Raw genomic sequence first — 17,453 nt, forward strand, 5'->3', positions numbered from 1 at the left:
AAAGGATGAGCGGATCCGGGCCCTGTATACAGAGCCTGGATCCACTTTATTAACGACGATTACCCTTTGGCGGCGCTGCGCAATTTTGCCTTGAGCGCGCTGTATTCAGTCTGGACGTACACTTCCGCCCCCGGCTGATCCTCGATACGCTCAATTTTCACTGCGCAGTACTTGTACTCCGGCGTGTAGGAGACGGGGTCCACGTGCTCGATGGTGAGCTCGTTGCAGGCCCCGATCCACCACTGGTAGGTCATGTAGACCACCCCGGCGTTGACCCGCTCGTTGTAGTTGGCCCGGGTGATCACCTTGCCACGGCGCGACGAGATCCAGACCAGCGCCTGATCCTTCACCCCGAGCTTCTTGGCATCGCTCGGGTGGATCTGCACATAGCCCGGTTCATCGGCCAGGGTCTGCAGCGCCGAGCAGTTGCCGGTCATGGAGCGGCAGGAGTAGTGCCCCACCTCGCGCACGGTGGAGAGCACCAGCGGGTACTCGGCACAGGGCTGCTCCAGCGGCGGCCGCCACTCGGAGGCAATCAGCTGACCCTTGCCGCTCGGGGTGGTGAACACGTTCCCCTCGAACAGGGTGCTGGTGCCCGGGTGATCCTCGGTCGGACAGGGCCACTGCACGCTTTTGAGATCGGCCATCTTGTCATAGCTGACCCCGGCGTAGAGCGGGCAGAGTCCGCGCAGCTCGTCCCAGATCTGCTCGGTGTCGCGATACTCCATGGGATACCCCATGGCGGTGGCCATCAGCGAGAAGATGGCCCAGTCCGGCTTCACGTTGTCCGGCGGCGTCACCGCCTTGTAGAAGCGCTGGAAGCCGCGATCCGCCGAGCTGTAGACCCCCTCGTGCTCGCCCCAACTGGTGGCGGGCAGAATGACGTCGGCCATCTCGGCAGTCTGGGTCATGAAGATATCCTGCACGATCACCAGCTCCATCCCCGCCAGAGTCCGGCGGAACTGACCGAGATCTGCCTCGGTCTGGGCCGGATCTTCCCCAAAGATGTAGAAGGCCTTGCACTTGCCCTCCTCCACCTTGTGGCCAAGCTCGGTCAGCCGGTAACCCGGTTTCTGGGAGAGGGATTCCACGCCCCACGCCTTGGCAAACTTGGCGCTGATGGCGGGATCGCTCACCGACTGATAGCCCGGGAACTGGTGGGGCAGCATCCCCATGTCGCAGGTGCCCTGCACGTTGTTCTGACCGCGTACCGGCCCGCAGCCGGTGCCACGGCGGCCGAAGTTGCCGGTCAGCAGCGCAATCCCCGCCAGCCCCTTGACCACGTCCACCGCCTGACCGTACTGGGTCACCCCCATGCCCCACAGGATCATGGAAGCAGGCGATGCGGCATAGGTGCGAATGGCGGCGCGGATATCGGCGGCTTTGAGGCCGGTGATCCCCTCCACGTATTCCGGGGTGTACTTGGCCACCGTGGCCTTGAAGGTGTCGAACCCTTCGGTGTAGTTGGCGACGAACGCCTTGTTGTAGAGCCCTTCATTGATCAAGACGTTGGCGAAGGCGTTGACCAGCGCCATGTTGGAACCGTTTTTGAGCGGCAGCCACTGATCGGCGATGCGGGCGGTCTCCACCATGCGCGGATCACACACAATCACCTTGGCCCCGTTTGCCTTCGCCTTGAGGATATGGCGGGCGACGATGGGGTGAGAGTCAGCAGCGTTGTAACCAAACACCAGCAGGCACTTGGTCTCTTGAATTTCGGGAATGGCGTTGCTCATGGCGCCGTTGCCTACAGTTGTCTCCAGACCGGAGACTGAGGGTGCGTGTCACACCCTCGCGCAGTGATCGACGTTGTTCGTCCCCAGCACAGCGCGGGCAAATTTCTGCATCACATAGTTGGCTTCATTGCCGGGGCCACGGGCAGAGCCGGTGGTCATGATGGCGTCCGGGCCATATTTCGCCTTGATGGCGGAGAGACGGCTGCTGGCGAACTCGATGGCTTCGTCCCAGGAGACGGCTTCGAGCTTGCCACCGCGCTCGCGGCGGATCATCGGGCTCTTGAGACGGGGGGTCAGCAGGTTGGTGTCGTTCAAGAAATCCCAACCGTAATAGCCCTTGAGGCAGAGCTGCCCCTCGTTGGTCCGGCCGTTGGCGCCTTCGGCCCCCACCACCTTGTCGTTTTCAACCAGCAGGTTGATTTTGCAACCGGTGCCGCAATAGGGGCACACGGTAATGACTTTTTTCATGACTCACACTCTTGTTTGTTAACGAAAAACGGCTCGGCAAGCCCGCTCACACCCGCGCCGGCATCGCCAGCAGGGCCTCGGCACTGGCCAGCTGCTTCTGCCGGTTCAGGGTGTCAAGGTGCGCCGGCGTGACCAGCCGCAGCGCCTGGGTCGGACACACCTCGACACAGGCCGGGCCCGCCTCGCGGTGACGGCAGAGATCGCACTTGAGCGCCTGCGCCTTGGTCTGCGGCCGCTTGAAGAGCGAATCGGCAGCGGGGGCCACCTCTTTCACCACCACCGCCATGGCGCCGTAAGGACAGGCCACCACGCAAGACTTGCAGCCGATGCAGCGCGCCTGCAGCACCTTGACGCAGCCATCCTCGCTGACGATGGCATTGTTCGGGCAGGCCATGGCGCACGGCTTGTCTTCACACTGGCGGCAGAGCACCGGCGTGGTCACCTTGCTGCCCACGATCACCTTCAGGCGCGGCTGAAAATGGCTGTCCTTGGAGACCAGATGTCCATCCTCGATGGCAAGATGCAGACCGCCCTCCCGCTCAAGGGTCCCGCTGCAGGACCCTGACTGGTGTGAAACGGCGCAGGCCACCTCACAGGTACGACACCCAATACAGAGACTGGGATCTGCAATCACGAAGCTGTTCATAGAGAGGGATCCTAAATGGTTCGTTACACCCGACCGCTCTCACCCACCTGGCAGGTGACAACACGGTCTGCCCCCACAAAGCATTTATCAGACCAACACGGGCAGATGGCCCGTCATAAAATCACAAACCTATGAAAATAAAGAGATAATCTGGATATCAAAGGCGGAATTAGTCGCAACTGACGAGAGTGACGAAGAGGCCGTCCCCCTCCTCGACATGACAAAAGTGACGAGGTCGACACTGGCTGACAAAGAGGTACCACCCGGCGCTTTTCAGCTCGCACGCACAAAAACTCACCCATCAATAACAGATTTGTTGATCTCGGCCAGATTTTGCGCAGATCGCCCTTTTTACCCCCTACCCGATTGGATAGCATGTCCCACATGACAACAATCTTTATTGGAACCTTTCATGGAGGTAAGTAATACATCACTGTTGGTTAAAAGCAGCAGAGCGAGTGAGCGTGACTTAAAAAATTCAGCTTACACACTTTGTTGGACGTGATATTTTTTTTACTCAACGCTTATTTGTTGAAATATGCAGACTACAAAAATGCCATGTTACAATTAATCTATCGATAATTTATTTTTTATTTTGATTTCAATCTGATACTTTCAATTTATAAATCGAGGATTAACGTCTTGATAATCGAAAAAGTTACAATAAATGGCTTTAGAAACTTCAAGCAATCGACAATTAATTTTAATGAGAAAACATTAATAATAGGCAGCAATGATGTAGGTAAAACAAATCTAATTTATGGAATTAGATTATTACTTGACAAATCTCTATCTGACAGAGACTTAGATCCTGAAATAACAGATTTTCATATTTGTAAAGATGGGGTACAAACAGATAGTTTTTCTATCCAAATACATTTTTCAGATATCAATGAGGATGCAGTTTTATCAATCTTAAAAGGCGCAGTTAGTGATGATGGTAAGTGCGTTATTATATATTACGCAGAAAAGAGCAATCTTGAATACACTATAGCCATAGGGCCATCTGAAAATGAACTGGAACCTGTTACATCGCGGTTTTATTTAAAACAATTAAACTTACGCTATGTTAAGTCTAGAAGAGATCTTCAAAAATTCATTCAGATAGAGAAGAAAACCTTACTCAAGCAGTCAAGAGATTGTCTTGATGACACTCAAATAAAAGACGATAGCTTTGAAATGGATGTTATTTCATTAAAGTTAGATGAAATTAATGAACGAATATCAAAGCTCCACTATGTGAAAGATGCGACATCAGTAGTTAACACTGAATTGAAAAAATTATCATATACAAATGATGATTATAATGTTCATTTAGACACAGGTTCAATAAAGGTAAATCAATTTATTGAAAATCTTGAACTTGGCGCTTCGATATCTGGCTCCAAGCTTATGTTAGGTGGTGATGGTAGAAACAATCAAATATTATTAGCCTTGTGGAAAGCAAAAAGTCAGCGAGATTTTGATCCTCAACATGAAGTGACATTCTATTGCGTTGAGGAACCAGAAGCACACTTACACCCACATCAACAGCGTAAACTAGCAGATTATCTTATTAGGGACTTGCCAGGGCAAACAATAATTACAAGCCATTCGCCACAAATTACAGAACGGTATAAACCAGATTCAATAATAAGGATTTTATCGACACATGATGGAAGCAAAGCTGCTAATAATGGTTGCTCTAAATGTATATCAGATGCATGGGATAGTTTAGGATATAGAATGAGTGTTCTACCAGCTGAGGCTTTTTTCTCTAGCTGCGTGTTTATGGTTGAAGGGCCTTCTGAAAAGCTTTTTTATGAAGAATTGGCAAAGCAGTTAGATATTGACTTAGACTTTCATAACATATCAATACTTTGTGTCGATGGCATTCAATTTAGAGTTTATTGTCAAATTCTTGATGCTATGGAGTTACCATGGGTTATGAGAACAGACAATGATGTATCAGGAATTAAAGGAAGTAAAAATAAGAGAGCTGTTGGTATCAATAGATGCTTATCATTAATGGGTTTAGATAACTCGCCGGATTTTCCTCCCACAATGACATCCCAAGAAATTTTAGATTCTGGAATCTGGCATTCTACATCAGAGATAATAAATAAAAATGGTATATATCTTTCTAAGATAGATCTCGAAAATGACTTGGCAATGGAACTTGAAAAAGAGCTACTAAGCTTTTCAGAAAAAACAACAGTTATAGATGCCGTAAGTTATTTACAAAATAAAAAAGCTATCCGTATGCGGGAGTTTTTGTCACAACATAAAACTAAACTTGCTAGCATCAAAACTGGGGAATTGGCCAAACCATTACTTCATGCTATTAAATTGGTTGTAAACTAACATGAATACTTTTGAATTTACTCCAGACCAACTTGCAGCGATTAATTCCAAATCAAGTATGGTTATTACTGCTTGTCCAGGTAGTGGAAAAACCGCTGTAATTGTAGAAAAAATACGCAATGAAGTTAAATGCTTACCTTCTTACCAAGGAGTTATAGGTATAACCTTTACCGTAAAAGCCAGTAAAGAACTTAAAAAACGCTGTAAAATAAATGCCTGTGATACAAAAGCAAGCTTTTTTGGAACAATAGATAATTTTTGTTTAAGCGAGATTATTTATCCATTTTTATCAAGGTCTATTGAAAAAGATAACCATCAACTAGAGTGTGTCAAATTTAATGATCTTCCACAAAGCATACGAGACAAACTAAAAACAATACCTAATTATGATGGCTATATAAATTCAGATTTATTTTCCCATTTTGAAAATGATATAAGGACATTATTTGATCATGGCTTCATTTTGCTTGAATTACTTGGTTTACTTGCAAATTATGTTATAGAAAAATCAATTTCATGTCAGAAGTACATAAAAGCCAAGTATTGCTCAGCATATGTAGATGAATATCAGGATTCTTCAGAACTGCAACATTCTCTTTTTATGAATTTGTTTAAGCTGGGTTTAAAATGTATTGCTGTAGGTGATGTACAACAATCTATATATGCTTGGCGTAATAGCGACCCTAAATTTATAAACGAGCTAATGCATGCCCCAGAAAAATTCGAGCATCATATCATAAACTTCAATCATAGATGCCATCCATCAATCATTAACTACTCCAACCGGTTATATAATGAAACATGCCCTTTACTTCCAACCGATGAGGTTAGAGTGTATAGATGGAACATTATTGGGACACAAATCGAAATAACACAGCAGATTAATAAATCTATTAGCTCCGTAATAGACGACAAAATTGTAAGCTCATATTCAGACATAGGCATATTAGTAAGAAATAACTTAACATTGGACTTTCTTAGTAACGGGTTAAATGTACCATTTAGAGTGTTTGATGAAGATCCATTGGCTGCAAGGAGTACCGATGCATGTGCATTATTCAATCAACTTTTGAAATATAGATTTGACTCAAACCATCACTTGTACGATGTTGTGGAACACATAAAATCTTTTCGCAAAATAAAACACAATAACTTGCCAACAATACGTTCCCTCATCTCAAGCATAAATGACAAACATCAAATAGACCTATCTTCAACTATCATTAAAATAACTAGAGAACTATTGGAGAGTAATATAAGCATCTCTGACGAGGAACTCATCAAGTCAATTTGCTTAGACTCAAAACTTCTCAAGCACTATAAACCGATAGACAAAAACGAAGTGCAAGTTATGACACTTCACAAATCTAAAGGGTTAGAGTTTGATCTTGTATATCATTTAGATCTTTATGACTGGATACATCCAAAAAGAGTGTTCACTCCTGGATGCTGGGACGTCGTTTTTGATAATTGGGAGCAAGAATTAAATTTACATTACGTGGGAATTACGAGAGCTAAAAATTATTGTATTCTAATAACCAGCAATACCAGAATAAATAATAACCATGAGACAAAGCAAGGAAATCCCTCTCAGTTTTTGTCACTGCCGGGACTAAATGGCCTATATAATTAACCCCACTCACCAATATAATCGACTTTAAATTTTTAGGCCGTCATTGGAATTTAAAAATGACTGCTGTTTCGGCAGTCATTTCTCTCCATACCAACAAAGGCTCTATCGCTTCTATTTCATCATTTCCATTTACCTCTCAACCTTCTTATTTTTCAATATCTTATTGTCTGTTCCTCACCTACAACTTAAAACCCAAAACATCCACAGAAAAAACAAATGGTTGCCTGAGTTATCGCGGTCTATTTCAATCGCTGGATAATTAATTATCTTACTCAAATTTAACTTTTGATTATTTATACCTGAGCATAAACCCACGACGGGTGTGTCATTATACCCTTAACGGCAGATGAACAGACTGTGTCCCATGATGAGCCTCTTTATATCCAGTTAGCTCCCTTTCCCATCGCAATCCATTAATGCGTTCCTGCGGCACCTGCCGCACGCCCGATAGACGGGGGCGGCCCGTGCTGGCCAATCGTCACCATCAAACTGACAGACAACTTCATGAACGGTAATCACAAACAAGCCCTGTCCGGCGTTACGCTGGCGGCGATCGGCGTGGTCTATGGCGACATCGGCACCAGCCCGCTCTATACCCTGCGCGAGTGCCTCTCCGGCCAGTTCGGTTTCGGGGTAGAGCCCGCCTCCATCCTGGGCTTTCTTTCACTGATCTTCTGGCTGCTGATCCTGGTGGTCTCGGTCAAGTATCTCTCCTTCGTGATGCGGGCCGACAACGCCGGCGAAGGGGGCATCCTCACCCTGATGTCGCTGGCCACCCGCAACACCCCGGCCAAGTGGACCCCCTTGCTGATCATCCTGGGGCTCATTGGCGGCAGCTTCTTCTATGGCGAGGTGGTGATCACCCCGGCCATGTCGGTGATGTCGGCCATCGAGGGCTTGAACATCGCCGCCCCCTCCCTCGATCCCTATATAGTGCCGCTCTCGGTGCTGGTGCTGACCCTGTTGTTCGCCATCCAGAAACACGGCACCGCCACCGTGGGCAAGCTGTTCGCCCCCATCATGCTCACCTGGTTCATCACCCTGGCGGTGCTGGGTCTGAACAGCATCTTCCAGCACCCCGAGGTATTGGGGGCGCTCAACCCCGTCTGGGCGCTGCGCTTCTTTGCCAAGTACCAGACCGCCTCCTTCTTTGCTCTCGGCGCCGTGGTGCTGGCTATCACAGGGGTAGAGGCGCTCTACGCCGACATGGGCCATTTTGGCAAGAGCCCGATCCGGCGCGCCTGGTTTATGGTGGTGTTGCCCTCCTTGGTGCTCAACTACTTCGGCCAGGGGGCGCTGCTGCTGGCCCATCCCGAGGCCATCACCAACCCCTTCTTCCTGCTCGCACCGAAATGGGCGCTGCTGCCGCTGCTGCTCTTGGCGACCCTGGCGACGGTGATCGCCTCCCAGGCGGTGATTTCCGGGGTCTTCTCGCTCACCCGGCAGGCGGTGCGGCTCGGTTATCTCTCCCCCATTCGTATCGTGCACACCTCCGAGCAGGAGTCCGGCCAGATCTATATTCCGGTCATCAACTGGATGCTCTATATCTCGGTGGTGATCGTCATCATGAGCTTCGAGCACTCCAGCAACCTGGCGGCGGCCTACGGCATCGCCGTCACCGGCACCATGGTGCTCACCTCCATCCTCTCCTGCTCGGTGGCACGCCACAGCTGGCACTGGAACAAGTACCTGGTGGCTGCGCTGTTTATCGCGCTGCTGGCTATCGACGTGCCGCTGTTTGCCGCCAACCTCGCCAAGATCTTCTCCGGCGGCTGGCTGCCGCTCACCCTGGGGGCGGTGATGTTCACCGTGATGACCAGCTGGAAGAGCGAGCGCTTTCAGCTTATTCGCCGCCTCAACGAGCACGGCAACTCGCTGGAGCCGATGATCGCCTCGCTGGAAAAATCCCCGCCGACCCGGGTGGCCGGCACGGCTGTCTATATGTCGCGGGTGGTCAACGTGATCCCCCACGCGCTCCTGCACAACCTCAAGCACAACAAGGTGCTGCACGAGCGGATCATCCTGCTCACCCTGCGGGTGGAAGAGGTGCCCTACGTCCACAACGTGCGCCGGGTCTGCATCGAGCAGCTATCCCCCACCTTCTGGCGGGTGGTGGCAAGCTACGGCTGGCGCGAGACCCCGAACGTGGAGGAGATCTTCCACCGCTGCAACGCCGAAGGGCTGAGCTGCCGGATGATGGAGACCTCCTTCTTCATGGCCCACGAGTCGCTGATCATGAAGGAGCGCCCCTGGTACCTCTATCTGCGCGGCAAGCTCTTTATGCTGCTGCAGCGCAACGCCCTGCGCGCGCCGGATCAGTTCGAGATCCCGCCCAACCGGGTCATCGAGCTGGGATCCCAGGTGGATATCTGATGGCGTGAGTTGCGCTAAAGAGAGAGGGAGGCATTGGCCTCCCTCTTTTTTTGGCATTAACCCCGATGGCCGCCCCTCATCCCCAGCCCTTCTCCCGCGAGGGGAGAAGGGTGCACACCACCAATGCCCATATGCTGCAAACGGTGCAATTCATTTTGTTCTTTGCCTCCTACTCCCGGCATGCTGCCGATATGTTTTCGTTCTCGTGCGTCCGATTACGCTTCGCTAATCGAACCTACGGTTTCAAGACAGACGGTCTCTATCCGAACAGACTCGCCGCCGTAGGGTGCAACAAGCGCAGCGCCGTGCACCGCGAACATATTTTGATAGCGGTGCAATTCACTTCGTTCTTTGCACCCTACTCATGCTGAGTTTTCCAAGGTGACGAACCCTCCCGGCGGCTTCGTCACAAGTGACGAACGTCACGCTTCGACAGTGGGACAAGCCCTCGACGCCCGTCGACGCCATTTTAAACATCATTTAAAAACAAACACTTACACTCATCCTGCCAGGAAAAACCAAGCTGGCCCGTATCTTGCCAACCTGCCCCTACTTTCTCCGTTCGCGACACGACAAGGTAGGCTATGAACCGCTTCGTTATCGCTGACCCCAAGCTTTGTATCGGCTGTGGCACCTGTATGGCGGCCTGCAGCGAGGTACACAAGGCGCAAGGTTTGCAACAAGCCCCCCGTTTAACCGTTATGCGACACGAGCAGGCAACCATGCCGGTTCAGTGCCGTCACTGTGACGATGCCCCCTGCAGCAAGGTGTGCCCGGTCGAGGCAATTCGCCAGACCGGCGATTGCGTGCAACTCAACGAGTCACTCTGCATCGGTTGCAATCTCTGCGCCGTGGCCTGCCCCTTTGGCGCCATCCAGAGCGGCGGCAGCCGTCCGGTGGCCGTGGCCACCAGTTACGACACCTATATCCCCTGCTCCATCCGCTCCAGCAACCCCTCCACCTCTGCCGGCCTGCGCTGCTTTGGCGAGGATCTGCTGAGCTGGGAGCCGGGGGTGCGCAGCATCGCCGTCAAGTGCGACCTGTGCGAGTTTCGCGCCGACGGCCCGGCCTGTGTCGGTGCCTGCCCCTCCCAGGCACTGAAGCTGGTCAATGACGGCGACACCGAACGCGCCGCCCGTATCCGTCGCCAGCAAGCGGCCGACACCAACCCGCAAGGGGCCTCTGCCTTCTCGGCGCCTGCCACGGCGATCCCTGCATCCGATTTATCCACCACAGAGGGAGCGTGCTGATGTTGTCCCCCCTTGTTATGGCCACGCTCCTGCTCTTTTTGCTGGGCGCTGCCGCCGGTTTGCTGCTGCAAAAGCTGCCCGCACTGGCCAACCGTCTCAATAGCGGTTTTGCCCTGCTGGGCTCGCTCGCGGGTCTGGTCGCCGCCATCCAGATCTTTGCCCAGGGCGCCCCCGTCGACGGCCAGCTCTGGCTGCTGGGCTCGGTGCACCTCGACATGCTGGCCGCGTTGATGCTGCTGGTGATTAGCACCGTCGGCGTCGCCGTCGCCCTCTACTCCTTTGCCTATATCCGCGAATATCAGGGCAAGGGGGATGTGGCCATCGGCGCGCTGATGAACCTCTTCCTCTTTGCCATGGTGGGCATGGTGCTGGCCGACAATGCGCTCGGTTTCTTGCTCTGCTACGAGCTGGTGACCCTCACCACCTACTGGCTGGTCAAGACCAATCCGGATGCTGCCAAACAGAGTCGCCTCTATCTGGTGATGAACCATATCGGCATGGCGCTGGTGCTGATCGCCTTCTGGCTGCTCTGCCGTGAAAGCGGTTCGCTGGAGTTCGCCGCGCTGCGCGAGCACCATCTGGCGGGCGCCCTGGCCTCCCTGGTGTTCCTGCTCAGCTTCTGCGGCTTTGGCCTGCGCGCCGGTTTCGTGCCGCTGCACGGCTGGCTGCCGGTGGCCGAGCCCGTTGCGCCGTCCCATATCTCGGCGCTGATGTCCGGCGTCATGGTGAAGCTGGGTCTCTTTGGCATCTTGCGGGTCAGTATCGATTTTCTCGGCGCCAGCCAGCTCTGGTGGGGCTATGTGGTGCTGATCTTCGGTGCCTGCTCGGCAGTGCTCGGGGTGCTGTTTGCGCTGGCCGAACACGATCTCAAGCGGCTGCTCGCCTACCACACGGTGGAGAACATCGGCATCATCCTGATGGGGATGGGCATCGGCATGATCGGCATCGCCAACCAGCAACCGGCGCTGGTGGTGCTGGGGCTACTCGGCGCGCTTTATCACCTGCTCAACCACGCCATCTTCAAGAGCCTGCTCTTTATGGGCACCGGCTCCGTGATGTTCCGCCTGCACACCCGCGATATGGACAAGATGGGAGGGCTGGCCAAACTGATGCCCTGGACCGCGCTGGCGTTCCTCATCGGTGCCTTGGCCATCTCGGCGCTGCCGCCGCTCAACGGTTTTGTCAGCGAGTGGTTTATCTATCAGTCGCTCCTTTCCATGACCAAGCTCGGCACCTCTGTCGTCGCGCCGCTCGCGGTAGTGATGCTGGCGGTGACCGGCGCCATGGCGGTGATGTGTTTCGTCAAGGTGTACGGCATCTGCTTCTGCGGCGCACCGCGCAGCGAACACGCGAGCCACGCCCGCGAAGTGCCGGGCGCCATGGTGGCAGGCACCCTGTTGCTGGCTGCGGTCTGTCTGGTACTGGGTCTGGGCGCCCCCTGGATTGCCCCCCATATCGCCAGCTATGGCCAAGCCTTGGTAAGCGGCCAAATGAACGTGGCCACTGGCGCCACCCTGCTGCCGCTGGATAGCAGCCAAGCGATCCTCTCCCCGCCCGTTATCGCCATCACCTTGCTGGGGCTGTTCCTCATCCCGCTGCTGGTACTGGCCATCTTCAAGGGGCCCAAGCTGGGTCGTCGTCACGCCGTCACCCCGTGGGCCTGTGGTTACGCCTATGAGGAGCGCATGAGCCTCACCTCTGGTGGTGTCACTCACACCTTGCGCCAACTCTGCGCGCCGCTCTATCGCAAGCAGCCGCAGCTCGATCTGGCCAGCGCCCTGCACGGGGTGAGCGATACCCCCGGCAACACCGGCTGGCTGCTGCACGCCATTGTGCTGGCGCTCTTTATCCTGATGGCTGTAGGAGTCTGATATGCCTGTTCTTGAAATGCCGAGCTGGGGCATGGTTGCCCTCGCCCTGACCCAAGCCATCGCCATGCTGGCGCTGGCGCCGCTCGCCACCGGTTTCAACCGGGTGCTGCGGGCCAAGATGCACTCCCGTCAGGGGCCGGGCCTGCTGCAGGATTACCGGGATATCGCCAAGCTCCTGCGTCGCCAAGAGGTGACCCCCGAGCCTGCCGGCATCCTCTTCAACCTGATGCCTGCGCTGCTGATCGCCGCTCTCTTGTTGGTAGGGATGGCGCTGCCGACCCTCACTCACGAGTCCCCCTTTCCCATCGCCGGGGATCTCATCACCGATATCTATCTGTTCGCCATCTTCCGCTTCTTCTTCTCTCTGGCAGGTCTGGACAGCGGCAGCATGTTTGCAGGGATCGGCGCCCGCCGCGAGCTGACCCTCGGCATTCTGGTGGAGCCCATTCTGGTGCTCGCCTGCTTCATCATGGCGATGATGGTGGGCAGCTCGGATCTGGGCAATATCAGCAGCTATGTGGCGACCCAGCCGCTGGCCGCGCCCATCGCCACCCTCTTGGCGGGTGCCGCCTGCGCCTTCGCGGTGTTTGTCGAGATGGGCAAGCTGCCCTTTGACTGCGCCGAAGCCGAGCAGGAGTTGCAGGAGGGGCCGCTCACCGAGTACTCGGGCGCTGGGCTGGCCCTGCTCAAGCTCTCCATCGGCCTCAAGCAGCTGGTGGTGGTGCAGCTCTTTCTGGTGATTTTCCTGCCCTTTGGCAAGGCGGCCAACTGGAGTCTGCCTGCGCTCATCGGCGCGGCGCTGATCCTCGCCTGCAAGCTGCTGGTGGCCTTTGGGCTTGCCGGCATCATCGAAAACGCCATGGCCCGCACCCAGTTCGTGCGCACCCACAGGCTCACCCGCTACGGGTTGGGGCTGGCCCTGCTGGCGCTGCTCGCCTATCTGGTCGGGATCTGAATCATGCCCGCCAGCACAGCAACTTTTTTCGATTTCATCATTTTCGAATGCTCATTCCCGAACATTAAAGTGAGAACTGCATGACCATCGCCATTTCGGATCGCATCGGCTACGACTACATCCAGCAGGTGCGAGCACAATTGCCCCACGCCATCGTCGACGAGGAGTGGCAAACCGCCGATCAGGCCACCATTACCGTCAAGCCCACCAGTCTGGTCGAGACGGCCAGCCTGATCTTCCATCAGCTGGGGGGCTGGCTTCCGCTCTCCTTTGCCAATGACGAGCGCAGCCTCAACGGCCACTTCGCCGTCTACCACGTCTTCTCCATGGAGGGCGACACCAAGTGCTGGATCACAGTCCGGGTGCTGGTAGATGCCGATACCCAGGAGTACCCCTCCATCACCCCGACCATTCCGGCGGCGGTGTGGGGCGAGCGGGAGATCCGCGACATGTACGGCCTGCGCGCCATCGGCCTGCCGGACGAACGCCGTCTGGTACTGCCGGACGACTGGCCCGAGGATATCCACCCCCTGCGCAAGGACGCCATGGATTATCGCCAGCGCCCGATGCCCACCACCGACACCGAGACCTACCCCTTCGTCAACGAGCTCGGCAGTGATGCCAACCGCATCGTGCCGGTCGGCCCGCTGCACATCACCTCGGATGAACCGGGCCACTTTCGTCTGTTCGTCGATGGGGAAGACATCATCGATGCCGACTACCGCCTCTTCTATGTCCATCGCGGCATGGAGAAGCTGGCGGAAACCCGGATGGGCTACAACGAAGTGGCCTTCCTGACCGACCGGGTCTGCGGCATCTGCGGCTTTACCCACAGCGTCGCCTACACCACCTCGGTGGAGAACGCCATGGGTATTCCGGTGCCGGAGCGGGCCAAGATGATCCGCGCCGTGCTGCTGGAGGTGGAGCGCCTGCACAGCCATATCCTCAACATCGGCCTGTCGAGCCACTTCACCGGTTTCGACACCGGCTTCATGCAGTTCTTCCGGGTGCGGGAGAAATCCATGACCCTGGCCGAGCTGCTCACCGGCGCGCGCAAGACCTATGGTCTCAACCTGATTGGCGGGGTACGCCGCGACATCTTCAAGGAAGATCGCATCAAGGGTGCCCAACTGGTGCGGGAACTGCGTGATGAGCTCAAACCCCTGGTGGCCATGCTGCTGGATACCGCCAATATCTCCTCCCGCCTCATCGGTATCGGCAAGCTCGACCCGCAAATTGCCCGCGATTTCAGCTGCGTCGGCCCCATGGTACGGGCGAGCGGCTTCAAGCGCGACGTGCGCCGGGTCCACGACTTTGCCGGCTACCGCGAGCTGCCGATGGAGATCCAGACCAAGGCGGGTTGCGATGTGCAATCCCGGGTGCTGGTGCGGATCCACGAGCTCTACGACTCCCTCGACATGATTGAGTTTGGTCTTGAGCACCTGCCGGAAGGGCCACTGCTCACTGAAGGCTTCACCTACCAGCCGGGCAAGTTTGCGCTGGGCTTTACCGAAGCGCCCCGCGGCGAGAACGTCCACTGGAGCATGACGGGAGATAACCAGAAGCTGTTCCGCTGGCGCTGCCGCGCCGCCACCTACGCCAACTGGCCCGCCCTGCGCTACATGCTGCGCGGCAATACCGTGGCGGATGCGCCGCTGATTATCGGCAGTCTGGATCCCTGCTACTCCTGTACCGACCGGGTGACCCTGGTCGACCCCAAGAAGGGCAAATCCACCGTGGTCTCCTACAAGGAGATCGAGCGCTACGGCATCGATCGCAAAAACTCTCCGCTGAAATAAGGGGTCATCATGATCAAGCTGTTCAAGACCATCCTCAAGGCTGGCACCCCGACCGCCAAGTACCCCTTCGCACCCATTGAGGTGAACCGGGATTTTCGCGGCAAACCCAAATATCAGGCGGATCAGTGCATCGCCTGCGCTGCCTGCACCAAGGCCTGCCCGGCCAATGCGCTGGTGATGGAAGTGGACATGGAGACCGGCGAACGGCGCTGGGAGATCTCCATGGCGCGCTGCATCTTCTGCGGCCGCTGCGAGGAGGTCTGCCCGACCCGCGCCATCGCGCTCTCACCCGAATTCGAGCTGGCGGTGGCCAACAAGGCGGATCTCTATGAGGAGGCCCGCTTCGCGCTGGCCCCCTGCACCCTGTGCGGCACCTACTTTGCCCCGAGCAAGCTGGTGGCACTGGTGGAGGACACCCTCAAGCAGGCGGGCACGCCGCTGGCTCGCGATGCCAAGCCGCTGGCGCCGCCAGAGCGGCTGCACCACTGCCCCGACTGCAAACGAAAACAGAGCATGCTGAGCCAGCCTGACTCGGCCCTGATCACACCGATAGCCACACCGATGGCCGCACAAAAGGAGTGGATGTGATGAGCAAGATCAAAGGCATAGAACCGGTTGTCGGCCATGCCCATACCCGCGCCGTGCCGTTGGCACAGGATCCCGAGATCACCAAACTCAAGAAGACCCTGCTCAAAGACATTCGCCGCTCGGCCTATGTCTACCGAGTCGATTGCGGCGGCTGCAACGCCTGCGAGATCGAGATCTTCGCCACCATCACCCCGCTGTTTGATGCCGAGCGTTTCGGCATCAAGGTGGTCGCCTCCCCCCGCCACGCCGACATCCTGCTCTTTACCGGCGCGGTGACCCGGGCGATGCGGGTACCCGCCCTGCGCGCCTACGAGGCGGCGCCCGATCCCAAGATCTGCATCGCCTATGGCGCCTGCGGCTGTGACGGTGGCATCTTCCACGACCTCTACTGCGTTTGGGGCGGCACCGACAAGATCGTGCCGGTAGATGTCTATATCCCGGGCTGCCCTCCGACACCGGCGGCTACCATCTACGGCTTTGCCGTGGCGCTCGGTCTGCTTGAGCAGAAACTCAAAGCCACCAGCCACGAGGTGCAACCGGGTGAGCGGGTCGAGCTGCGCCACACCGGCATCCCCAACGAAATCCGGGTGATGATCGAGCGCGAAGCGCGCCGCATGGCAGGTTACCGGCAGGGGCGGATCATCGCCGACGAGTTTATGGCCCTGCTCGAAGGGGCGACCCAGCAGGATGTGGATCTGCGCATCCAGAGCTACCTCGATCAGCACGAGGATCCGCGCCTGGCGGAGATCGTCAACAACCTCGCAAACGCCTGCCTCAACCGGGCAGCCGGCAAGGGGGAGGCGGTGCATGGCTGACCAGGTTTTCTTCTACCGCCTCTCCCGCAAGTTCGTCGACGAGCAGTTCGACGTCCCCGAGGAAGCCAAAGAGGTGATGTACTACAGCCTCGCCATCGGCCACCACCTCGGCATCGTCGATTGCCTGCGAGCAGACCTGGTCTGCTCGCTGATCGGTTATCGCGACTGGGTGGCCAAGCTGCCAGAGGCGAGTGAAGCCCGCCGCAAGATGGAGGGGTTTCTCACCTTTGGCGAGATAACCATCTATCGCGAGCACTGCCATATGCTGGCCTGCGCCTTCGACCGACTGCGCAAAGCCGACAACGTGCTCGATGAGCAGGAGCTGGGCTGGACCAATACCTTTATGGATCAGCTCACCGCCCTCTTTAACGACCCCCATATGTACCTGATGGTAAGGAGCCGCTGATGGGCTGCAATCTCGTGTTGACCGTGGGCAATGCCATGATGGGGGACGACGGTGCCGGCCCCTATCTGGCGGAAAAACTGCAAGCCGCCCCCCTGCCCGGCTGGATCCATATCGACGGCGGCATCGCGCCGGAAAATGTGGTCTACAAGGTGCGGGAGCTGCAACCGGCGCGGGTGGTGCTGGTGGATGCCGCCGAGATCGGCGAGAAGGCGGGCACCCTGCAGGTGATCCCCCCCGAGACCATCGCCGAGATGTTTATCTTCTCGACCCACAATATGCCGCTCAATTTCCTGATCGACGAGCTCAAGACCTTTGTCCCAGAAGTCATCTTTGTCGGGGTACAACCGGCCATCGTGGCGTTCTCCTTCCCGATGACCGAGATGGTGAGCGGGGCCATGGATTATCTCTACGATCACCTGGAAGAGGCCAAAGATAGCGAGTTGTTAATAAACCGGCTGGTCCAGTGGAATATCACCAACGCGGCCACCGATTATTTGCCGGCTTGTTAACGGCAGCAGTCTGCGCTCCCTCTAAAGGCATATATAAACGCCCGATGTTAAATTAAAAACA

Annotated in this window: 13 protein-coding genes; 11 read left to right on the forward strand and 2 right to left on the reverse strand. The window is 55.6% G+C overall.

The window, feature by feature from the left end:
* Positions 1–59 precede the first annotated feature (59 nt).
* Both fdhF and G5134_RS03920 read right to left on the reverse strand, forming a co-directional pair.
* Positions 60–2,204: a formate dehydrogenase subunit alpha gene (gene fdhF / locus G5134_RS03915; protein ID WP_080630573.1), complete on the reverse strand. Its 2,145-nt coding sequence runs from the start codon at positions 2,202–2,204 to the stop codon at positions 60–62.
* A 46-nt stretch (positions 2,205–2,250) separates the two neighbouring features.
* Positions 2,251–2,850 (reverse strand): 4Fe-4S dicluster domain-containing protein, encoded by a 600-nt coding sequence (locus tag G5134_RS03920; RefSeq protein ID WP_421231870.1) that lies wholly within the window; start codon positions 2,848–2,850, stop codon positions 2,251–2,253.
* A gap of 642 nt (positions 2,851–3,492) precedes the next feature.
* On the opposite strand from G5134_RS03920, the gene G5134_RS03925 reads away from it, so the two are divergent.
* The 11 genes from G5134_RS03925 to hycI all read left to right on the forward strand — a co-directional run bounded on the left by G5134_RS03925 (position 3,493) and on the right by hycI (position 17,392).
* Complete coding sequence (locus G5134_RS03925) at positions 3,493–5,193, forward strand: ATP-dependent nuclease (RefSeq protein ID WP_408801056.1); 1,701 nt, start codon at positions 3,493–3,495, stop codon at positions 5,191–5,193.
* 1 nt (position 5,194) lies between these two features.
* On the forward strand, positions 5,195–6,826 hold the full coding sequence (locus G5134_RS03930; RefSeq protein ID WP_421231871.1) for a UvrD-helicase domain-containing protein: 1,632 nt from the start codon (positions 5,195–5,197) through the stop codon (positions 6,824–6,826).
* Between the two features lie 504 nt (positions 6,827–7,330).
* On the forward strand, positions 7,331–9,199 hold the full coding sequence (gene kup / locus G5134_RS03935) for a low affinity potassium transporter Kup (protein ID WP_010633733.1): 1,869 nt from the start codon (positions 7,331–7,333) through the stop codon (positions 9,197–9,199).
* A gap of 584 nt (positions 9,200–9,783) precedes the next feature.
* Positions 9,784–10,449 (forward strand): 4Fe-4S dicluster domain-containing protein, encoded by a 666-nt coding sequence (locus tag G5134_RS03940; RefSeq protein ID WP_421231872.1) that lies wholly within the window; start codon positions 9,784–9,786, stop codon positions 10,447–10,449.
* Positions 10,449–12,320, forward strand: coding sequence for a hydrogenase 4 subunit B (gene hyfB / locus G5134_RS03945; protein ID WP_421231873.1), 1,872 nt, complete (start codon positions 10,449–10,451; stop codon positions 12,318–12,320). The genes G5134_RS03940 and hyfB overlap by 1 nt, the downstream gene beginning before the upstream one ends.
* 1 nt (position 12,321) lies before the next feature.
* On the forward strand, positions 12,322–13,275 hold the full coding sequence (locus tag G5134_RS03950) for a respiratory chain complex I subunit 1 family protein (protein WP_421231874.1): 954 nt from the start codon (positions 12,322–12,324) through the stop codon (positions 13,273–13,275).
* A gap of 80 nt (positions 13,276–13,355) precedes the next feature.
* Positions 13,356–15,074 carry an NADH-quinone oxidoreductase subunit C gene (locus G5134_RS03955; protein ID WP_421231875.1) on the forward strand — a complete coding sequence of 573 codons (1,719 nt, stop codon included), beginning with the start codon at positions 13,356–13,358 and terminating at the stop codon, positions 15,072–15,074.
* Positions 15,075–15,083: 9 nt separating this feature from the next.
* Positions 15,084–15,662 (forward strand): formate hydrogenlyase complex iron-sulfur subunit, encoded by a 579-nt coding sequence (locus G5134_RS03960; protein ID WP_421231876.1) that lies wholly within the window; start codon positions 15,084–15,086, stop codon positions 15,660–15,662.
* Positions 15,662–16,477: an NADH-quinone oxidoreductase subunit B family protein gene (locus tag G5134_RS03965; RefSeq protein ID WP_010633727.1), complete on the forward strand. Its 816-nt coding sequence runs from the start codon at positions 15,662–15,664 to the stop codon at positions 16,475–16,477. The genes G5134_RS03960 and G5134_RS03965 overlap by 1 nt, the downstream gene beginning before the upstream one ends.
* Positions 16,470–16,883 (forward strand): formate hydrogenlyase maturation HycH family protein, encoded by a 414-nt coding sequence (locus G5134_RS03970; protein WP_421231877.1) that lies wholly within the window; start codon positions 16,470–16,472, stop codon positions 16,881–16,883. The genes G5134_RS03965 and G5134_RS03970 overlap by 8 nt, the downstream gene beginning before the upstream one ends.
* Complete coding sequence (gene hycI, locus G5134_RS03975; RefSeq protein ID WP_421231878.1) at positions 16,883–17,392, forward strand: hydrogenase maturation peptidase HycI; 510 nt, start codon at positions 16,883–16,885, stop codon at positions 17,390–17,392. Before G5134_RS03970 ends, hycI begins: the two co-directional genes overlap by 1 nt.
* Positions 17,393–17,453: the final 61 nt, after the last annotated feature.

The organism is Aeromonas sp. 600276 (genome assembly GCF_049175815.1).
Classification (GTDB): Bacteria; Pseudomonadota; Gammaproteobacteria; order Enterobacterales; family Aeromonadaceae; genus Aeromonas; species Aeromonas dhakensis.

Bases quoted from the DNA above. Each gene is read 5' to 3' on its own strand.
- hyfB (WP_421231873.1), top strand. From the start codon at position 10,449: ATGTTGTCCCCCCTTGTTATGGCCACGCTCCTGCTCTTTTTGCTGGGC.
- kup (WP_010633733.1), top strand. From the start codon at position 7,331: ATGAACGGTAATCACAAACAAGCCCTGTCCGGCGTTACGCTGGCGGCG.
- hycI (WP_421231878.1), top strand. From the start codon at position 16,883: ATGGGCTGCAATCTCGTGTTGACCGTGGGCAATGCCATGATGGGGGAC.
- G5134_RS03950 (WP_421231874.1), top strand. From the start codon at position 12,322: ATGCCTGTTCTTGAAATGCCGAGCTGGGGCATGGTTGCCCTCGCCCTG.
- G5134_RS03940 (WP_421231872.1), top strand. From the start codon at position 9,784: ATGAACCGCTTCGTTATCGCTGACCCCAAGCTTTGTATCGGCTGTGGC.
- G5134_RS03970 (WP_421231877.1), top strand. From the start codon at position 16,470: ATGGCTGACCAGGTTTTCTTCTACCGCCTCTCCCGCAAGTTCGTCGAC.
- G5134_RS03965 (WP_010633727.1), top strand. From the start codon at position 15,662: ATGAGCAAGATCAAAGGCATAGAACCGGTTGTCGGCCATGCCCATACC.
- G5134_RS03960 (WP_421231876.1), top strand. From the start codon at position 15,084: ATGATCAAGCTGTTCAAGACCATCCTCAAGGCTGGCACCCCGACCGCC.
- G5134_RS03920 (WP_421231870.1), bottom strand. From the start codon at position 2,850: ATGAACAGCTTCGTGATTGCAGATCCCAGTCTCTGTATTGGGTGTCGT.
- G5134_RS03930 (WP_421231871.1), top strand. From the start codon at position 5,195: ATGAATACTTTTGAATTTACTCCAGACCAACTTGCAGCGATTAATTCC.
- G5134_RS03955 (WP_421231875.1), top strand. From the start codon at position 13,356: ATGACCATCGCCATTTCGGATCGCATCGGCTACGACTACATCCAGCAG.